Origin of the sequence: Streptomyces griseomycini, assembly GCF_014203535.1 — a bacterium.
Classification (GTDB): Bacteria; Actinomycetota; Actinomycetes; order Streptomycetales; family Streptomycetaceae; genus Streptomyces; species Streptomyces griseomycini.
Window position 1 is genome coordinate 443938 of sequence record NZ_JACHJI010000005.1, and the last position, 17750, is coordinate 461687.

General features: G+C 71.6%; 14 protein-coding genes, 5 pseudogenes and 1 riboswitch. Of the genes and pseudogenes, 10 read left to right on the forward strand and 9 right to left on the reverse strand.

The features are described from left to right. Positions 1 to 46 precede the first annotated feature (46 nt). Positions 47 to 1261, reverse strand: coding sequence for an MFS transporter (locus FHS37_RS16590; RefSeq protein WP_184821830.1), 1215 nt, complete (start codon positions 1259 to 1261; stop codon positions 47 to 49). A 193-nt stretch (positions 1262 to 1454) separates the two neighbouring features. Here FHS37_RS16590 and FHS37_RS16595 point away from each other — a divergent pair. Next, a pseudogene (locus FHS37_RS16595) lies at positions 1455 to 1751 on the forward strand (transposase); the annotation flags it as partial. Positions 1752 to 1951: 200 nt separating this feature from the next. Beyond that, the gene (locus tag FHS37_RS16600; protein WP_184821832.1) at positions 1952 to 2713 is read left to right on the forward strand and encodes a metallophosphoesterase family protein; all 762 of its coding nucleotides are present in this window, start codon (positions 1952 to 1954) and stop codon (positions 2711 to 2713) included. Between the two features lie 336 nt (positions 2714 to 3049). On the opposite strand, the gene FHS37_RS16605 is transcribed toward FHS37_RS16600, so the two are convergent. Further along, entirely contained in the window at positions 3050 to 3514 is a 465-nt protein-coding gene (locus FHS37_RS16605; protein WP_184821834.1) for a MarR family winged helix-turn-helix transcriptional regulator, read from the reverse strand. A gap of 30 nt (positions 3515 to 3544) precedes the next feature. Here FHS37_RS16605 and FHS37_RS16610 point away from each other — a divergent pair, with 30 nt between their 5' ends. After that, positions 3545 to 4609: a GNAT family N-acetyltransferase gene (locus tag FHS37_RS16610; protein WP_184821836.1), complete on the forward strand. Its 1065-nt coding sequence runs from the start codon at positions 3545 to 3547 to the stop codon at positions 4607 to 4609. Positions 4610 to 4839: 230 nt separating this feature from the next. On the opposite strand, the gene FHS37_RS16615 is transcribed toward FHS37_RS16610, so the two are convergent. Then, positions 4840 to 5415: a TetR/AcrR family transcriptional regulator gene (locus FHS37_RS16615; RefSeq protein ID WP_221499858.1), complete on the reverse strand. Its 576-nt coding sequence runs from the start codon at positions 5413 to 5415 to the stop codon at positions 4840 to 4842. Positions 5416 to 5556: 141 nt separating this feature from the next. Between FHS37_RS16615 and FHS37_RS16620 the strand changes: the two genes are divergently transcribed. From FHS37_RS16620 to FHS37_RS16640, 5 genes and pseudogenes are all read left to right on the forward strand, one after another. Next, on the forward strand, positions 5557 to 6375 hold the full coding sequence (locus FHS37_RS16620) for an SDR family NAD(P)-dependent oxidoreductase (protein WP_184821840.1): 819 nt from the start codon (positions 5557 to 5559) through the stop codon (positions 6373 to 6375). Beyond that, entirely contained in the window at positions 6372 to 7259 is an 888-nt protein-coding gene (locus FHS37_RS16625; RefSeq protein ID WP_221499859.1) for a DMT family transporter, read from the forward strand. Before FHS37_RS16620 ends, FHS37_RS16625 begins: the two co-directional genes overlap by 4 nt. Before the next feature lie 227 nt (positions 7260 to 7486). After that, positions 7487 to 8371: a fructosamine kinase family protein gene (locus tag FHS37_RS16630; protein ID WP_184821842.1), complete on the forward strand. Its 885-nt coding sequence runs from the start codon at positions 7487 to 7489 to the stop codon at positions 8369 to 8371. 340 nt (positions 8372 to 8711) lie between these two features. Further along, positions 8712 to 9506 (forward strand): annotated as a pseudogene (locus FHS37_RS16635) (IS5 family transposase). Positions 9507 to 9517: 11 nt separating this feature from the next. Next, positions 9518 to 10279 (forward strand): SMI1/KNR4 family protein, encoded by a 762-nt coding sequence (locus FHS37_RS16640; RefSeq protein ID WP_245005511.1) that lies wholly within the window; start codon positions 9518 to 9520, stop codon positions 10277 to 10279. Positions 10280 to 10976: 697 nt separating this feature from the next. On the opposite strand, the gene FHS37_RS16645 is transcribed toward FHS37_RS16640, so the two are convergent. Then, the gene (locus FHS37_RS16645) at positions 10977 to 11678 is read right to left on the reverse strand and encodes a 2-phosphosulfolactate phosphatase (protein ID WP_184821844.1); all 702 of its coding nucleotides are present in this window, start codon (positions 11676 to 11678) and stop codon (positions 10977 to 10979) included. A gap of 329 nt (positions 11679 to 12007) precedes the next feature. Beyond that, positions 12008 to 12239 (reverse strand): annotated as a pseudogene (locus FHS37_RS39460) (ISL3 family transposase); the annotation flags it as partial. 229 nt (positions 12240 to 12468) lie between these two features. Between FHS37_RS39460 and FHS37_RS16650 the strand changes: the two are divergent. Both FHS37_RS16650 and FHS37_RS39465 read left to right on the forward strand, forming a co-directional pair. Beyond that, positions 12469 to 13071 (forward strand): sugar O-acetyltransferase, encoded by a 603-nt coding sequence (locus FHS37_RS16650; RefSeq protein ID WP_184821846.1) that lies wholly within the window; start codon positions 12469 to 12471, stop codon positions 13069 to 13071. Positions 13072 to 13334: 263 nt separating this feature from the next. Then, a riboswitch (cobalamin riboswitch) is annotated at positions 13335 to 13457 on the forward strand. Between the two features lie 107 nt (positions 13458 to 13564). After that, positions 13565 to 13875, forward strand: a pseudogene (locus tag FHS37_RS39465) ((2Fe-2S) ferredoxin domain-containing protein). 20 nt (positions 13876 to 13895) lie between these two features. On the opposite strand, the gene FHS37_RS16655 reads toward FHS37_RS39465, so the two are convergent. The 4 genes and pseudogenes from FHS37_RS16655 to FHS37_RS16670 all read right to left on the reverse strand — a co-directional run. After that, entirely contained in the window at positions 13896 to 14480 is a 585-nt protein-coding gene (locus FHS37_RS16655) for a GNAT family N-acetyltransferase (RefSeq protein ID WP_229890010.1), read from the reverse strand. A gap of 140 nt (positions 14481 to 14620) precedes the next feature. After that, on the reverse strand, positions 14621 to 16168 hold the full coding sequence (locus FHS37_RS16660; RefSeq protein ID WP_184821848.1) for a PepSY-associated TM helix domain-containing protein: 1548 nt from the start codon (positions 16166 to 16168) through the stop codon (positions 14621 to 14623). A 225-nt stretch (positions 16169 to 16393) separates the two neighbouring features. After that, positions 16394 to 17095: a hypothetical protein gene (locus tag FHS37_RS16665; RefSeq protein WP_184821850.1), complete on the reverse strand. Its 702-nt coding sequence runs from the start codon at positions 17093 to 17095 to the stop codon at positions 16394 to 16396. 214 nt (positions 17096 to 17309) lie between these two features. Next, positions 17310 to 17573 (reverse strand): annotated as a pseudogene (locus FHS37_RS16670) (ATP-binding protein); the annotation flags it as partial. Between the last annotated feature and the right edge of the window lie 177 nt (positions 17574 to 17750).

Genomic DNA, 17750 nt, shown 5'->3' on the forward strand with positions numbered 1-17750 from the left:
GCGCTAAGCGTTCGACAGAAGCATCCGTGGGCGAATCTCTGTGTGTTCAGGGCCGCTCGGTGCAGTCCGGCCCGACGAGGCGTGCCCCTACTGCCAGGACCATGAGCACTGCGGTGCAACCGCCTAGCAGCATGACCACGGACGGAGAGGTGCGGTCCAGGATGACTCCCCCTACGAGTGCACCAATCGAGATCGTTGCCTGAAAAGAGGCGGTGAACAGGACCGATGCCGCTTCCGGGGCGTGCGGTGCCGCCTTGGAGAACCAGGTCTGCGACGCGACTGGTACGGCGCCATACGCGATGCCCCACACGATCAGCAGTACCACTGCGCCGGTCTCCCAGCGACCCAACGCTGGAAGCAGGAGGGTCACCGCGGCGATCAGGGCGGCCGCGAGCCCGAAGACGGTCCGCGGACACCGGGCCACCCAGGCGCCGCCCAGGAAGTTGCCGAGGATGCCAGCGACACCGTAGAGCAGCAAGAACGTAGTGATCAGACCACCGCTGGCGTGGGTGACCTGTTCCAGAAATGGTGTCACGTAGGTGTAGGTGCCGAAGTGAGCCAGCACAACAAGGAACGTCAGCAGGAGCGCCAAGCGAGTGTTGACGCTGCGGAGCATGCCGTTGAGCACGCCCAGCCGTGTGGTCTGGACCGGAGGAAGCGGCGGCACAAACAAGAGCAGCATGACCAGTACGCCGACCGTCAGAGCTCCCATGACGGTGAAGGCCGTTCGCCATCCAGCGAGATCTCCGATGAGGGTGCCCGTCGGCACGCCGAGGACGGATCCCAGCGGGACGGCAGAGAAGATCACAGCAGTTGCCCTGCCGACCGAGGCCGGCGGCACCAGTCGTTCCGCCAACCCCGCTCCGATCGACCAGAAGCCGCCGATCGTGATCCCGACCATGATCCGGGAGGTCAGTACGAGCCAGTAGTCGGGTGCCGCGGCGGCAAGGAAGTTCGCCAGTGCCAGCAAGAGCATGAAGACGCACAGCATCAGTCGGCGGTCGAAGCGTGCCGTGGCCACAGTGACCAGTGGAGCGGCGATCGCCGCCAGGAAGCCCGGCATGGTCATCATCAGTCCAGCCATCCCGTCCGAGACGGTGAAACTGGATCCGATCGAGGTCAGCAGACCGATCGGCAGGATCTCGGTGGTAACGATGACGAAGATTCCCAGCATCACCGAGACCACGGCCAGCCACCCCATCAGCGGGGACCGAGGGGGTAAGGGTTTGCCGTTGACTGAAGCGGTAGTGGTTGCCTGCATGGCGTTCCGTCCTGTGAAGGCAGCGCGTTTCGCGATCAGTCCAGCAGGCCTCATCGAGAGGTGGCTGGCAGATCCGCGACTGCACCCTTGCTCTTCACGGGTGATGTCGTGTTCCGGCTCACAACGGCCAACGCAGTGAGGCGCCTTGGCCCCGGCTGTGGTGTCCGCAAGGCGGGCTGAGCATTCTGATCACATGAGGGCTTCACCATGGATCGTGTCGGACGAGCTGTGGGAGCGGACCGGACCGCTGCTGCCGTGCAAGCAATGGCGGTTTCGGTGTCCGGGACGCAAGCCCGTGCCGGATCGGAAGGTTCTCTGCGGCATCCTGTACGTGCTGCACACTGGCATTCAGTGGGAATACCTGCCCACCGAGATGGGCTCCGGGTCGGGCATGACCTGTTGGAGACGACTACGAGACTGGAATGAGGCCGGAGTCCGGCAACGACTGCATGAGGCACTACTTGCCGAACTCAATGCCGCATCGCGGGTCGGATGCGCGGGATCACGCCTTCTGAGCTGGGCGTTCGTCAGGTCTTACCTTTCAGGAACACCACCCGCATCGTCCACGAGGCCAAAGTCCCGCGGAAAGAACTACGCATCCGGCGACCACACACCGAACGGCCCCCCTTCGGACTATGCGGCGAGCGAAAGATCGCACCGCTCGGCTGTCCTCACCCCACAGTGGTGCCCATGCCGAACCGAGTAGCCGTCCTGTCCGACATCCACGGAGTCCTGCCGGCCCTGGAGGCAGTGCTCGCAGAACCGGACGTCAGCACCGCCGACCACATCGTGCTCACCGGCGACATCACCGCAGGCCCGCAACCGACTCAGGTTCTCGACCTGCTGACCAGCCTCGGTGACCGCGTCATCTGGATCAGCGGCAACGCCGACCGCGAGCTCCTCGAATACCGCCGGGGACAACGCGACACGATCCCCGATCCGATCGCCCCCTGGGCCGCCGAACAGCTCCGCGAGGACCATCTCGACCTTCTCAGCTCGCTGCCACGCTCACTCTCCCTGTCCGTCAAGGGCCTGGGAAAGGTGCTGTTCTGCCACGCCACCCCCCGCGACGACGAGGAGGTCGTCCTGGTCGACTCCCGCCTCGACCGATGGAAGGAGGTCTTCGGCGGACTCGACACCGACATCCGCACCGTGGTCTGCGGCCACACCCACATGCCGTTCGTCCGCCTCGCCCACGGCCGGCTCGTGATCAACCCCGGCAGCATCGGCATGCCCTACGGACGGACCGGAGCACACTGGGCCCTCCTGGGACCGGGCATCGAACTCCGCACCACGCACTTCGACATCCAGGCCGCAGCCACCCGGCTCAGCCGGGACTCGTCCTACCCCGACATCACCGAATGGGCCGACTGCTTCCTGCACGCACGCGCGACCGACGCCGACGCCCTCGCCGCCTTCGCCCCACGGGACGGACGCGACCACAGTCCGTGACGCTCGCTCCCCATCCCCGACAGCGGGCAGCCGAACACCGACTGCACGATCAACGACGCCTACCGATCGGAAGGGACACCGGACGCGAAACCACCCCGGCCGTCTCCCGCCCCACGGCCCGCCCGGATCCGGCCCCCACGGACACACCGGCGGAAAGCCGATCACGCGCTGAGCCGGTCCTGGCGGCGGCGCCGCCACCAGGCAACCGCACGACGCCGCCGCTGTCATCGCCGCCGCGGTGGCGGTTACGAACTTCCGCCACCCGACGCCACGGCAGCCCAATGGACCCGAGAAGACGCCTCCGAGCAGCAGAGACAGCAAACTGCGACTGGAGTACTAGGGACCGTCGGCGATCTTCTCGGCGATGCGGCCGAGTGCCGCGAGCTCCTCGGGGGTGAGCCGGTCGACGAGGTGCCGTCGCACGGAGGCGAGGTGGGTCGGGGCGGCCTCCCGGAGCGTGTCCCACCCCGTCGCGGTGAGGACCAGGAGGCAGCCCCTTCCGTCGGCGGGGTCCGGTGCGCGCCGGATGAGGTCGCGCGCCTCCATGCGGGTGGCGTGGCGGGACAGACGGCTGCGTGACCACCCCATCTTGGCGGCCTGCTCGCGCAGGGTGCTGGTGCCGTCGGTGCGTTCGGACAAGGTGCTGAGCACCTCGTAGTCCGGCTCGGACAAGCCGTGTGCGGCCAGGTCCCGCGCGGTGCGCACCTGCACCGCGGTCACCATGCGGAGGTACGCCCGCCAGGCGCGTTCCTCGTCGGCCGTGAGCCAGCGGACCGGGGAATCAGCCTTGTTCGTTGACATGTAATCAATCTACCGGCTAAGTTCGTTTCCATGACAACGAAACGGCTCCGCATCCTCGTCCTGGTCTGCAGCACCCGCCCCGGCGCGCTCGGCCCCGCCGTCGGCGAGTGGCTGACCGAGACCCTCGCACCGGGCGCCGAGGCGCTCGACGCGGACCTCGTGCCCCTGGCCATCGGCGATCTGCACCTGCCCTTCCTGGACGAGGAGGAGCACCCGTCGACCGGCGTCCACCACCACGAGCACACCCGCCGCTGGAGCCGGATCGTCGACGGGGCGGACGGCTTCGTCTTCGTGACGCCGGAGTACAACTACGGCATGCCGGCCACGTTGAAGAACGCGCTCGACTACCTGGGCCCGGAATGGGCCTGGAAGCCGGTCGGCTTCGTCAGCTACGGCCACACCTCGGCCGGCACCCGCGCGGTCCAGCACGCCAAGCAGGTGGTGACCACCCTGCGCCTGGTCCCCCTGGGGGCGACCGTCGCGATACGGATCGCGGACGCGATGCAGGAGGACCGTTTCGCCCCCGCGGCGCGTCACGCCGACGCGGCCGAAGGACTGCTGGCGGAACTGGTACGGGTCTCACGGGCACTGGCCCCGCTGCGCGAGCGCGCACACGCGGACGCCGTGGCGGGCCCGCTCCCCGGCTCCTACGCACGGCGCCTCGGTCCGGACGACGCCCCCGAGGTGACGGTGCTGCAGCGCTGCTGCTGGACGGAGGAGGCGCTCGCCAACGACACCCTGGCCATCCCGGCGCTCCACGAGTCGCCGGACGACGTGCGCGCCTGGCTGTCCGACTGGCACACGACGGGACTGTGGCGGGACGGACGGCTGCTCGGGATGGTCCGCACGCGTCGCACCGGCGCCGACCTGCACGTCGGGCGACTCGCCGTCGCCCCCGACCTGCGGGGACTGGGCGTGGGCCGGTGGCTGCTGCGCCGGGCCGAGGCGGCCGCGGAGGGCAGCCGGCGCATCGTCCTGTTCACCGGCGCCGCCAGCCACCGCAACCTCACCCTCTACCGGCAGCAGGGCTACGTACCGCTCCCCGACGCGCCGGACGACGGCGTGGTGAGCCTGGCCAAAGCCGTCCCCGCCTGAGCGCGGGCGCTGTGGGCTCCGGCATGCCCGCGGCCGGAGCGGACGGCAGTGCCGCGGACCAGCCGATCGCCGTGCCGCTCAGGCTGCCCGGCAGGCAGGTGACGCCGACCGCCGCGCCGCCGAGGATGAGCCGGCGCGGGCCGCTGAACCGGGCGGGGGCATCTTGCCGACGCGACCCCGCCCCGGCGCTGCGCCTGGGTTGACTGCAACTCCTGACCGCAGCCCTCGGCTCAGGCGCGTGGGCCGGCGCCGTGCAGCAGGGTGTCGATGATGCGGGTGGCCAGGGTGTCCGGGTCGGCGTCGTCCGCGTTGCCGCGCAGGGATTCCCCGAGGAGCGCGTAGTAGACCCGGCGCACCCAGTCGAGGTCGGCCGCTCCGTCGATGAGCTTGTCGTCCTGGGCCCGCTTCAGCACGGCGATGCACCTGCGGGCGATGTCCTGGTGGAGGGCGGCGGCCTCGCTGTCCGGGTCGGCCGGCAGCTCCAGGGCGAACGCCCAGGCGCTTTTGACCTGCAGCACGTTGGCCGTGATCCGGTGCATCGCCACCAGCGGCGGCGCGGTGTCCGGCCTGCCGTCCTCCACTGCCCGGGCGAGCTGACGGGCGGCGGATGACGCCAACGCCTCGATCAGTGCCTGCCGGTTGGCGAACCGCCGGTGGATCGTCGTGCGGGCCACTCCCGCGGCCGCGGCGATCTGCTCCATGGAAGCGCCGGGTTCTTCGGCGAGCACCCGCTCGGCCGCTTCGAGGATCGCGCGCACGCTGCGTTCCGCGTCCGCCCGCAGTGATCGTCCTGCCGTCTCACCCATCACGCCTCCTGTTGGACCGCTTGTCCGGGAACATCATACATCCGTGATGCGGTGTTGCCCTTAACTGCATCATCGCTGTTGCGGTTCATCGAAGTGTTGATACATACTTCCCCCAGTTGTCCTCGGCTGAAGGAGAAACTCGTGAACAGCACCGCCCTCATCACCGGAGCGTCTTCCGGCCTCGGCGCGGAGTTCGCCGCGCAGCTCGCCGCCCAGGGACACGATGTGATCCTGGTGGCGCGCTCCGGAGACCGGCTCGCCGCCCTTGCCGAGCGCCTGATCGCCGAGCACGGCGTCCGCGCGCATGTGCTGGTCCAGGACCTCGCCGAGCCGGACGCGGCCCGCCGCATCGCCGACCGGTTGACCGCCCGCGGTCTGAACGTCGACCTGTTGGTCAACAACGCCGGGTTCGGTACCTGCGGCCGCTTCGAGGAGATCTCCGGGGACCGCGACCACGACCAGTTGATGGTCAATGTCGTCGCCCTCGTCGACCTCACCCACGAACTCCTGCCCGGCATGCTGGAGCACGGCCGCGGGGCGGTGGTCAACGTCGCGTCCAACGCCGCCTTCCAGCCCGCCCCGTACTTCGCCGTCTACGGTGCGGCCAAGGCCTTCGTGCTGAACTTCGGCCTCGCCCTGCGTCAGGAGTACCGCCGGCGTGGCATCCGCGTGCTCACCCTGTGCCCCGGCCCGGTCGAGACCGCCTTCTTCGACACCATCGGCACCCGCCGGGCGGCCGTCACCGGCTCCATGACCACCGCGGAGCCCGTCGTGCGCGCCGCGCTGCGCGCGCTGGAGCGCGACCGCGGCTATGTCGCCCCCGGCCTCGGCAACGCCCTGGCCGCACACCTGACACCCCGCCGCCCCCGGACCCTGGTCGCGGCCATCGCCGAACGCGTCACCCGCAAGGTCCTTGCCGCCTCGGCCGCCCCCTCGACGTCGCCGGGGCACGCCGCATGAGAGCCTCCACCGCCCCTGTCGGCGCCGCCTCGGCGATGCTGCTCGTCGGCACCTCGACCGCGGTCTCCGCCACCATCGCCGACTACCCGGTCTTCGCAGGACAAGCCTTGCGCTACGCGCTCGCCGCGGTGATCCTGCTGGCCGTCGTGGGCCACCGGCGCCTGCCCCGCGTGCGCCTGACCGCACGTGACGCTCTGCTGCTGATCGCGCTGGCCGCCACCGGACTGGCGGGGTTCAACGTCTTCCTCGTCGAAGCCACCCGGCACGCCGGGCCCGCCATGATCGCCGCTGTGGTCGGAGCAGTCCCTCTCGTGCTTGCCCTCGTGGGGCCGTTGACGGAACGCCGGCGCCCTGCGCCCCGCACCGTCGGCGCCGCAATCGTGGTGGCACTCGGCACGGCCGTCGCCGCCGGCCTCGGCTCGGGCAGCGTGAGGGGCCTCCTCCTGTCCCTCGGCGCACTCGCCGGCGAGGTGGCCTTCTCCCTGCTGGCCGTCCCGCTCCTGCCCAAACTCGGCCCCCTGAGGGTCGCAGCCTATCCCGCCGCTCTGTCCGTACCCATGCTCCTGGCGGCGGGCCTCGCCCTGGACGGTACGGCCTCCCTGCGACTGCCCACACCCGGCCAAGCGGCCGCCTTCGGCTACCTGGGAGCGATCGTCACCGCTGCCGCCTTCTTCCTCTGGTACGACGCACTGCGCCGCCTCGGCGCCGACCGCGCGGGCCTCTTCGCCGGTCTCGTGCCGGTGGGCGCACTGCTCACCACCGTCGCGCTCGGCCTCGGCCAGGCAGGCCCCGCCGACGTCACCGGCGCCCTGCTCGTCGCAGTCGGCGTCGCAGTCGGCCTGGGACCACAACAACCCCGTGCCGGGGTTCACGAGTTGGTCTGATCGGTGTTCTACGGCACCCGCCCCTGCGCACGCCTCCGCGCCGAATCCGGGCGACGCCTTCAGGTCCTGCAGCAGGTCGAAGGCTCCCCGACCCCCGCGACGCCACGCGCGGACAGGCGGCGGAAAGAGCGGTGTTGAGGGTGTGCGGTCCGACCGGCCCGGTGAATGAGCCGTCGTGGGCTCACCCCTGATGCCATGATGCGGGACCAACAGAGAGGAGCACACCCGTGACAGAGGCGACGTCCTTCCTGCTCGAACGACTCCACGCGGCCGGCCTGACCGACGTCGTCGCGATCGAGCCGACCACTGGAGGCCTCGCCGCGACCGCGGGCCTCGCGCGCCGCATTGACGGCACGTCGGTGTTCGTCAAGGCGTTCGGCGAGCCACCGTCGGACGACGCCTTCGCAGCAGAGGCCGAAGGGCTCACCGCGTTGCGCGAGGCGGGCGGCATCGCCACGCCCGAGATCGTCCTCGCGGACCGCGACCTGCTCGTGCTGTCCGTGCTGCAGCCCCGGCCGGACACCGAGGCCTTCTGGGAGCAGCTCGCGCATGTGCTCGCCCACCTGCACACCACCACGCGGTACCCCCGGTTCGGGTGGCACCGGGACAACTGGCTGGGCCGTCGCCGGCAGGTCAACACCTGGGCCGACGACGGGTTCGAGTTCTTCGCCCAGCACCGCCTGCTGCGCTGGCTCGGCGAGCGCCGTGTCCAGGAGGCGCTCGACGCCGCGGACCGGGCGGCGCTGGAGCGGCTGTGCGACCGGCTGCCCGAGCTGCTGCCGGTCAGGCCCGCGTGCCTGACGCACGGCGACCTGTGGGCACTCAACGTCATGGCCGCCCCCGGCGGGCGGCCCGCGCTGATCGACCCTGCCGTGTCGTACACATGGGCCGAGGTCGACCTGGCCCACCTATGGACGACCGCGCCGCCGCCCGAGGCGGCTGTGTTCTTCGAGCTGTACGCCGAGCTGACCGGGCTCGACCGCGACTGGCGCGAACGGATGCCGATCCTCCAGCTACGTCAACACCTGGCCGTGATCGCCCAGTTCGACCCCGACTGGGGAGCCGCCGACCTCGTGCGCGCCACGCTCGCCCCGTTCCGGCAGCGGTCCTGAGCTCCCGCGAGAAGTACGACGCACTGCGCCGCCTGGGCGCCGACCGCGTGGGCCTCTTCGCCGGTCTCGTGCCGGTGGGCGCACTGCTCGCCACCGTCGCGCTCGGCCTCGGCCAGGCAGGCCCCGCCGACGTCACCGGCGCCCTGCTCGTCACAGTCGGCGCCGCCGTCGGCCCGCGACGGCCAGGCCCAGGACCACACCCTCCCCAAGCGGCTGTCGACGAGTCGGTCTGATCGGTGTTCACCCAGACGACAAGGAATCCTTTCCGAATGAGGCCGGTGTTCGGCGATCGTCGCAAGCGGGGTCCAAGGGGGCGTCCGATGATCTTGTCTCCGACGGCCTGTGGGAGCGCGTAGCCCCGCTGCTTCCACCGCTCCCGGAGCGCAGGCACCGGCACCCCGGCCGACGCCGGGTGCCCGACCGAACCGCGTTGGCCGGGATCATCCAGGTGCTCCGCAAGGGCGTCGCCCGGAGGGACGTCCCCGCCTCGCCGGTGGGTTGTTCGGGAGTGACCGCCTGGCGCGGACCTCGTGACTGGACGGAGGCCGGTATCTGGCCCCGGCTGCACGCTGCACTGCTGACCGAGCTGCGCGAGGCCGGCCTGCTGGAGATGGACGGCGCAGCGATCGACGGCTTCCACATCGGGACGCTCGAAGGGGGGCTCATGTCGGCCCATCACCGGTCGACCGAGGCCGACCCGGCTCCGAACACCACCTGATCGTCGACCGGCACGGCACACCGCTGGCCGTCTCCGGCACCGGCGGCAACCGGCACGACGTCACCCGGTTGATCCCCCTGCCGGACGCGCTACCGCCGATCCGGGGTCTGCGCGGCCGACCCCGCCGAGGGCCCGAGCGGCTGTACGCCGACCGCGGGTCCGACGTCGACAAGTACCGCCGCGTGCCGTGGCGCCGGGGCGTCAAGCCCCTCGTCGCCCGTCGAGGAGCCCCCCGACGGATCCGGACCGGGAAGCACCAGGTGGGTCGTCGGGCGGACCTTCGCCCGGCTCCACCAGTTCGAACGACTCCGTGTTCGCTACGAGCAGCGGGCCGGCCTCCACCAGGGCCTGCCCGGACTCGCCTGCGGCGTCATCGGCCTCCGACGGCTTCGACACGCGGTCGAAGTCCGGCATTAAGCTCCCGGCGCATGACCTTCCCTTCGCCCAACATGCCGGTCCCGCCCCACCGCGAGCCCCTCCCCGGATCCCGGACGGCGGAGACGGACGACGACGTGTTGATCGAGAAGCTGCGGGCCCGCGCGTGGGACCCGGGTCGGCGCTTCGACACGGCGGACGTTCCCACTGCATGGATAGCCGAGCGTTACGGCAGCGAGCGGTTGGACCAGGCCCGGGACGACATCGTGTCGTACTGCAGTGACGGAACGGTTCAGCTGAAGGCGTGGACCGAGGAGGTGACCGCCTACTACGCGGACACTCCCCGGGGACCGTTGTTCCCTCCGATCACCCTGGCTGAGGCAGAGGACGCTGAGCGGCGAATCGGACGACCTCTGCCCGAACTGCTCCGGCGTGTCTACACCGAGGTCGCCAACGGAGGATTCGGCCCCGACAGCGGGCTCGCCTCCCTGACCGAAGGCAACCACGCAGCGAGGCACGTGAGCCACTGGCCGTGCGTGGTCAGCGTCTACGAACGCAACCGGACGCGGAGCGTGCCGCCGTCTTGGCTCCCCCTCGCGTACGGCGGCTGCACGATGGAGTGGCACCTCTCCCTGACTGCGGTCGACAACCCGGTGCTGCTCTACGACGCTGACGGCTGGGAGCCCGCATGGGGCGAAAACCCTCACAACGGCCTGCGACATGCGTTCTCATCACTGCGACGCTGGCTCTGGATCTGGGCTGACGGCGGCAGCGTGTGGGACGAAGTCCTCAACCGCCGCCCCGACCGTGAGTGACGTCGCGCCGCACGCCCGTCCTTTTGAAACGATCAGCGAGAGGCCGCGCGGACAGGCGGCCGGCAGGCGGCGTCGAGGATGCGCTCCAACTGGTAGTTCCTCGTGAGGTCCTGCGCTGTCTGCGGCTGCTCCGAGGGCTGGGCAGGGGCGTCCGCAGGCGGTGCAGGTGCCGATCCGGTGCAACGGACAGGACGCGGTGCCGGTGGCGGCGTGGACGCTGACCACGACCCGGCAGTCCGGGGAGGCGGAGCTGCGGTGGGAGCGCGTCGGGGGTATCAACTCCGAACCCGGCCGACGGCTTGGCCTGGTGCCGATTACCGAGGGGCCTGTCAACTCGTGGATGCTGGGGCACACGTTGTTCCTGGAAATTGCCTACCGGTCTGGCGGCGTCCCAGGCACCGGGATCCCGGCCCCCGCGAGGCCCGGATCACCCGGCTCAAGGCAGAGAACGCCAGGCTCCGGGAACGGCTGACCCGATCGGAACAGACGATCGAAGAACTCGCCGACTTCCGTGGTCGGGCCCCGGCCCGGATCGCCGCCCAGCGCGAAGAAGCCATCCGGCTCCGCGAAGCCGCTGTCGGCACAGTCGAGGTCAGCCGGCCACCGCCACCCCGAACCACCGCCATCAGGGCAGGCAGCTGATGCCGCACACCCGGCTGAGCGCTGACCCTCGCACAGTGAGAGCGGGACCCAGCGATCAGATCGGGGCATCGTCGGCCAGTGAAGGCACGGCGTGCGGACGGAGGACCATGAGCGAGTCCTCCGAGGTCGCCACCATGGCGAAGGGGAACCGGTCGAGCTCGAGACAGAGCGCGACGTCGTCGGGATGGGCTCCTTGACGCACGCCCTCCGCCAGCTCGGCGGCGGCGCGCGACCCGGCGGCGCGGCGGAGGAACCCGGCGGCGTCCGTCCCGGCCCCGGTGACCCTCCGGGCGATGTACCGGGCACACGCCAGGTCTTCCTCGGCCCGCCCGTCCTCGCCGGTGACCACGAACGTGACACCGTCACTCCCGCGCGCCCGCAGGAGCCGAGCCGTGGCCTCCGCCACCACGAAGCCGGCGCACAGCACCAGCGACGCCTCCTTGACCGCGAGGGCGCCGACCGTCCCCGCCGTGGTCTTCTGCACGACGGTCCGTCCGCGAAGGTCGACGGACCGCAGCAGACCCGGCGAGTTGACCATGTCGAACCCGGGCGCGGGCGGCCCGTCCTTGAGTGCCGCCCAATCCGGGTGGCGAGCCTTCAGCGCCAGGGCCTCGTCCAGCGACTCAGCGAGAACGATCTTCTCCGCCCCCTGGGCGAAGGCCCAGGCGGCCACCGTGAAAGCACGCATGACGTCGACCACGACCGCCACGGACGGGGCTTCGACCAGCTCGGTGATGCCAACGAAACGAGAGTCCATGCCGGTCATGATCGTGGGTGCTCGACCCCGAGAACCCGGGAAGTGGCCCGCGTCACATGGCGGTCTCGGAATGCGACACCTCCGGCTGCCCGCGTCGCGAAAGCGGTCCGCAGCGACACGCCTGCTCGATCGCCACACGGAGTCACCCGCACACGGCCTCTGCGGACACAAGGCACTGCTCTGCCCGGTGGGTCGAACGCGTCGCCCGCTCGGGGAGGGCCGTGAGCGGGACGCCGACTCCGCCGGGGCGCGCAAGGCCTCGTGGCTGTACTGCTCGACGAGGCCGGCGACCTCACCAGCCGAGGCGGCAGCAGGAACGCCTGCCCGGGCGGCGCGACGTACACGGACCACCACCCGCCGCCCGTCGACCGGAACGTCGGCCACCGTCCGCCGGTGACAGCCGTGCGCCTGTCCCGACGAGGCCCCGCACACCGGGCGGACCGCGGTGGCCGGCGGCGTCCGGGCCCGCACCGCGAACCGCTCACCCTCGTCGGCCACGTCCTCCACGGCCGGCGGGGACGGACCCGGGAACACCGTCTGCACAAGCTCGTCGACATCCATCACACAAAGGTCAGCCACCCTCATGGCGCTCCGCCATCACCGAGCGTGGACAGGGGCGTTCACCGGACGGACCTCCCTCGCCCCGTCCCCGCACCGAGTGGGGACCGCGATCCGCGGTCCGAAACGGATCACTGTCTCTTCGTGGTGCACGTAGGCTCTGGAGGCGCGCGGTCAACCGGGGGCGTGCCGGGCCTGCGCCCGAGGGCTCGGACGAAGGGAGCGTTCCGCTGTGCCGCATGCTCATGAGGAAGAAGTTCTGGCCCGGATCGCCAAGGGGCTTGTCTACACCGAGTCGGAAGCGGCCTTCCAGGGCCCGCGGCGCCGCACCGAGCAGATCTTCGAGTACAACCACACGCCACCGGGCGAGACGGAGAAGCGTCGATCGCTGCTCGTCGCGATCTTCGGCTCGGTCGGTGAACGCACGGTGCTGTTGCCGCCGTTCCATGCCGGTTTCGGCAGCAATGTTCACATCGGTGACGACTTCTTCGGGAACGTGAACCTCGCGTTCGTCGACGACGTGGACATACGCATAGGCAGCGGTGTCATGATCGCGCCGAGTGTGACGCTGACCACGACGGGGCACCCGGTCCATCCCTCACGACGCGCCGACTTCGGACGGTTCTCGGAACCGATCGTGATCGAGGACAAGGCGTGGATCGGCAGCAACGCGGTGGTCCTGCCCGGCGTTCGTATCGGATACGGGTCGGTCATCGGCGCCGGCAGCGTCGTCAGCCGCAGCATTCCCCCGATGACCGTCGCGGTCGGGGCCCCTTGCCGGGTGGTCCGTCCCATCACGGACGAGGACCTCACCACACGTACCGCCGGGCAGTAGTGGCGGCGGAACCCCACGACCACAGCACCGTCCCTCGGGCCGCCGGTCGGGTGGCCGCCGGAGCCGTCGGGGTGGGGCTCGTCCTCGTGGCGTCCGGCCATGACGGTGGCCGGGAACGCCCGGCCGAGCCGTCCGCGACGAGTCCGCACGCTCACACGAGCCCGAGTGATCCTCCGCCGCCGGCCGGGGAAGGCCGGCACGGGCACCCGAGGGCGGGGACCGGCTGACGGGATGACGGCCGGCGACAGGGCGACGACGGTCCGAGGAAGCCGGTGCGAGTCCGGCGCGGTCCCGCCACTGTGATCGGTGAGCGGATCCCGAACGGGCCACTGCCCTGCGAAGGACGGGAAGGCCGGGACGGGCTGTGGCCCGAGAGCCGGGAGACTCACGTCGTCGCCTCCCCGGAGGACGCCGGGGCGGATCTCTCCGGAGAGAGGGGTGTTTCGGCGTGTCCGAGCCAACGGACGACGAGGCGTCCGGCACGGAGGCGGCTGTGCGACCGGTCGGTGGTGTGCCGTGTCGGATCGTCGTGTGCCGGGACCGCTGCTGCGGTACGTCGAAGGTGACCGGCGTCGACCACGCCTGCCTGGACGTGTGCGACCAGGCAGGCGTGGTCGTCGTGCAGCCCTCGTCCACGGGGCGGACGGCCGGAGCCCGGCCGGTGCGGTCCGGCCCGGTGGACGCCCCGGACGCGACGGAGGACACCGCCGCCCGGGTCCGGGCGGGCGGCCCCGGTGCCGCACCCGGCCGGAGATCCTCGACCTGTGCACCTCCACCCCACCGCGCCGACGTACGGCGTCCTGAGCGGCGCGGACCGCCACGGCTCAGAGCGGCAGCGGCTCGCGGCCACGTGCGGGATGGCGCGGGCCGAGGAAGACGACGATGCCCTTGCCGTCGGGGGAGGGGCGGGTGGCCTGGGTCCAGCCCTGGCGGTGGTAGAAGGCCATCGCCCGGGGCGCCCGGACGGAGGTGAGCAGCCAGGAGCGGCCCTCGGGGGCGCCCGCGGTGACCGCGTCCAGCAGCTCTCCGGCGAGCCCGCTGCCGTGCGCGCCGGGCCGGACGACGAGTTCGTCCACCTCGAAGGCGCCACACAGCCAGTCCTCGGTCCGCCGGGCGCCGAGTCCCGCGGCGGCCTGCGGATAGCAGCGGTCCGTGGGGAAGGGCGGGAGAGTGGTCCACCCGCTGGCGAAGCCGAGCACGTCCCGGCCGGTGACGGCCAGTGCGGCGGTGTACCCGGGGCGCCGCGCGTCATGGGGGAGGCGCTCGGCGAACTCGGCGGCCTTGTTCTCGTCCTCGTTCCAGGGCGGTGCGCAGAAGGCGTCGACGTAGACCGAGCGCAGCGCGTCGGCGTGGGCGAGGACGTCCACGCCGCTCAGCACGCGCACGGCGGGCGCCGACGGAGCGTTCACGGGATCTCTCCTCTTCCTGCAACTGGGGTCTTATTGCGACTAGTGTGCAATAAGACCCCAGGGGTCCCGCAAGGGGTACGCCGCCAGTACCGACCGCGACCGTTGCCCCGAGCCGGACCGACGAGGACCCTGCCGTGAGGTCAGGCGTGCACGGCAGGGCGGCCCGCACGCCTCCGGTGGAGCAGCCCGAGCAGAGCGTCGAGGACCAGGAAGGCCAGCAGGGACCAGCCCAGCAGGGGGAACGCCCAGCCGACCGCGACGATCAGCGGCACGGCCACGGCCAGGGAGGGCCAGGGCAGATGCCGCCACGCGCCGCGGGCGGGCGCGCGGCCCACCTGGGCACGGCGGTCTCCACGAGTGGGCCGGCGTTGCCACCACGTCCGGTAGCCGAGCACGATTCCGACGGTCAGGCCGAGCGCGATGACCGCGAGGACGACCTGGTTCGCCAGGCCGAACAGGGTGCCCATGTGGGCACGGACCCCGAGGGTGCTGAGCTTGGCGAGCACCGGGTGGTCGGCCCAGTCGACCCGCGCGGTGATCTCGCCGCTGTGCGGGTCGACGGCCGCCTGGTCCAGGCGGACGGGCCACACTCCGTCGGTCTGGACGACCGTCCAGGTGCTCTTGTCGTCGGCGGGCGTGCTGACCTCCACCGGGCCGTCGAGTCCCGCTGCGCGGGCCTTCTCCAGGACCTGGTCCACGGTGAGCCCCGCCGGCAGGCCGCCCGACGCGGCGGCTTCGTGCCCGCCGGAGTGGTCGTGCCCGGAGGAGCCGTCCGCACCGGACGCTCCGGACGCCGAGGTGTCCAGCTCGGACGGGTAAGCGCTCAGGGAGGTGCGCAGCTCGGTGAAGCGCTCACCGGCGTGCGCCGACCAGGTCAGCCCGGTGGCACTGAGGACGAGCAGGCCGACCGAGATCCACACCCCGGTGATCGCGTGCAGACTGCGGCTGCGACGCACGCCCCGCGCCCCGCGTTCCGGCAGCACGGTGTTCCTCCTGGCGCTGCCCGTGTAGGTGCGGCGGCGTCCGAACCACAGCAGGAGACCGCCCAGGACCAGCACCCACAGCCAGCTGGCGGCGAGTTCGGAGTACAGGCGGCCCGTCTCGCCGAGGTGGAGATGGCGGTGCAGGTCGTCCAGCCAGGTGGCCAGGGGTGTCGAACCGGCCCACGTGGTCAGGGCGCCGCGCACCTCGCCGGTGTAGGGATCGACGTAGACGGTGCGCTGCTTGTCCTGCTCGGCGAGCTCGGGCACGGACAGCACGACCTTGGTGGTGTGGTCCGGCGCCTCGGGCGGGACGACCGAGGCGATACCGCCCTCGGGGTGGGCCTTGCGGGCGGCCGCCACCTGCTCGGTGAGCGGCTTCGCCGCGTCACCCACCTTCTCCACCCGCAACTGCTCGCTGTAGACGAGCCGGTCGAGCTGCGGTACGGCGGTGTACGCCAGCCCGGTCAGCGCCGCGACGAGCAGGAAGGGGGCGACCAGGACGCCGGCGTAGAAGTGCAGCCGGGTCAGCAGAGGCCACCAGCCGGAACGGGTACGGCGGCCCGTGGCCCCGCCGTTCCCGGCCGGTGCGGCCCCGGCGGCGACCGCGGTGGACGTGGCTTCACCGGAGGGAGCGGGTGTCGGCACCCGGTCCGGGGAGCCGGCGGGTGGGGTCCCGTCGGTGGGGGCGTTGGAGGTGGTGCTCATGAGCGGGTCGGCTCCTGGAGTCGTGCCGGCCCGTACGGAGGGGCCGGAGTTCTGTTCGCTGCCGGTAGGGCACGCGCCGTACACCGTCGGCACCGCGGTGAGCGGGCGGGACGGATGCGCGGCGTGCGGGTGGAGGCCGCCGCGTGCGGCCGGATGGCCCCGGGACACGGGCGGTGGAAACACCGGCCGGGCGAGAGGTCCGTCGACTCCCTCGACTCGGCCGGATCAGCGGGTGAACAGAACGGGCGGCCCGCGCCGGGCGAGCGCGTGCCTCAGCACCCGGGTGCGGCACGGCGCCTCGCGCTCCGCCCGGAAGCCCGGCGGGGCACCACGGTGCGAGAGCTCCGCCCGGTACCGCGACCACCGCCGCAACAGGACCAGGGCGTGCAGGACCGCGGACAGAGGTGTGCCCAGCACTCGGCACAGCCGCCACACCAGGGCCTCTCCCTGGCGCAGCCACCAGGCGGCACCGAGCCCGGCGACCAGGTGCGCGAGCAGCATGAGCGGGCTGAGATGGGCGGCGGCCACGACCATGCCCACGGGTTCCGCCCCTGCCCCGGCGGCTCCTGCCACGACCTCGGAGCCGTGATGCCCCGTATGCGGTATGTGCGCTGTGTGCACAGCCGGTTCGGCGTGCCGCCCTTGCTGCGCGTAGGGCAGGGCACGGGGGTGAGCGGGGCCGGCGAACGCGAACAGCAGGTGCAGCGCGCCTTGCGTGACCGTGACCGCGCCCGCGATCTGGCCGAGGGTGCGCTCGCGGCCGGCGAGGCGCCCCGCCGTGAGGGCGACAGCCGTGCCGCCGAGCGCGAGCAGGGCCAGGGACGGTCGATGGCCACCGGCCATGCCGTGACCGGTGGCCGCGAGCAGCACGCACACCAGACTGAAAACAGCCACCCGCACGGCGCGGAGCGGGCCACGACCGGCCATCACTTCTCCTCGCGCTCGTCGGGCGGCTCACGCCTCTCGCGCACTCACTACGTGCGCGGGGCCATCATCGTTCAATCTCGGCGGCGAGGCGATCCCGGTGACGGCCGGAACCTGACGCGGCTGGGCCGTCACCACGAGCGCTCACGGCACGGCAGGGACGCGTGCGATGCAGGGCCGCCAGAGCCCGCCGCGGCTGAAAGCGCCCGCACCGGTGGCCGGTGCCCGAGCCGCCGATCAGGCGGAGCGACTGGCTCTTTTTGATCCATTCGCAGTCGGCGAGCGCGTGGACGGTGGCGAGGCCGATGCTGGGGCGCGCGTCGAAGTCGAACGCCCGCAGGGCCTTCTCCCGAGGGAAGCCTGCTGCCTTGGTCCGCCGTTCCGAGCGGCGTCGGGCCCGGTCGTCGCACTCGGCCATCAACAGTTCGGCGAGGAGGCCGCGGTAGGCCATCCGGTCCTTCACCGCCCGGTCGGCGACCTCGAGGACGGGAAGGAAGTGGTTGTGGCGGAAGTTGCCGATCCGCCCCTCGGCGCCGCCCTTCTCGGGGGCGCCCTCGGTGTCCGGAGGGCAGGAGAAGCTCCCGGTCCCGAAGTGCGGCTTGAAGGCGATCCACCGGTCGGCCTCCACCCCGGCCCGGCTCAGTCCCGGCAGCCGTGC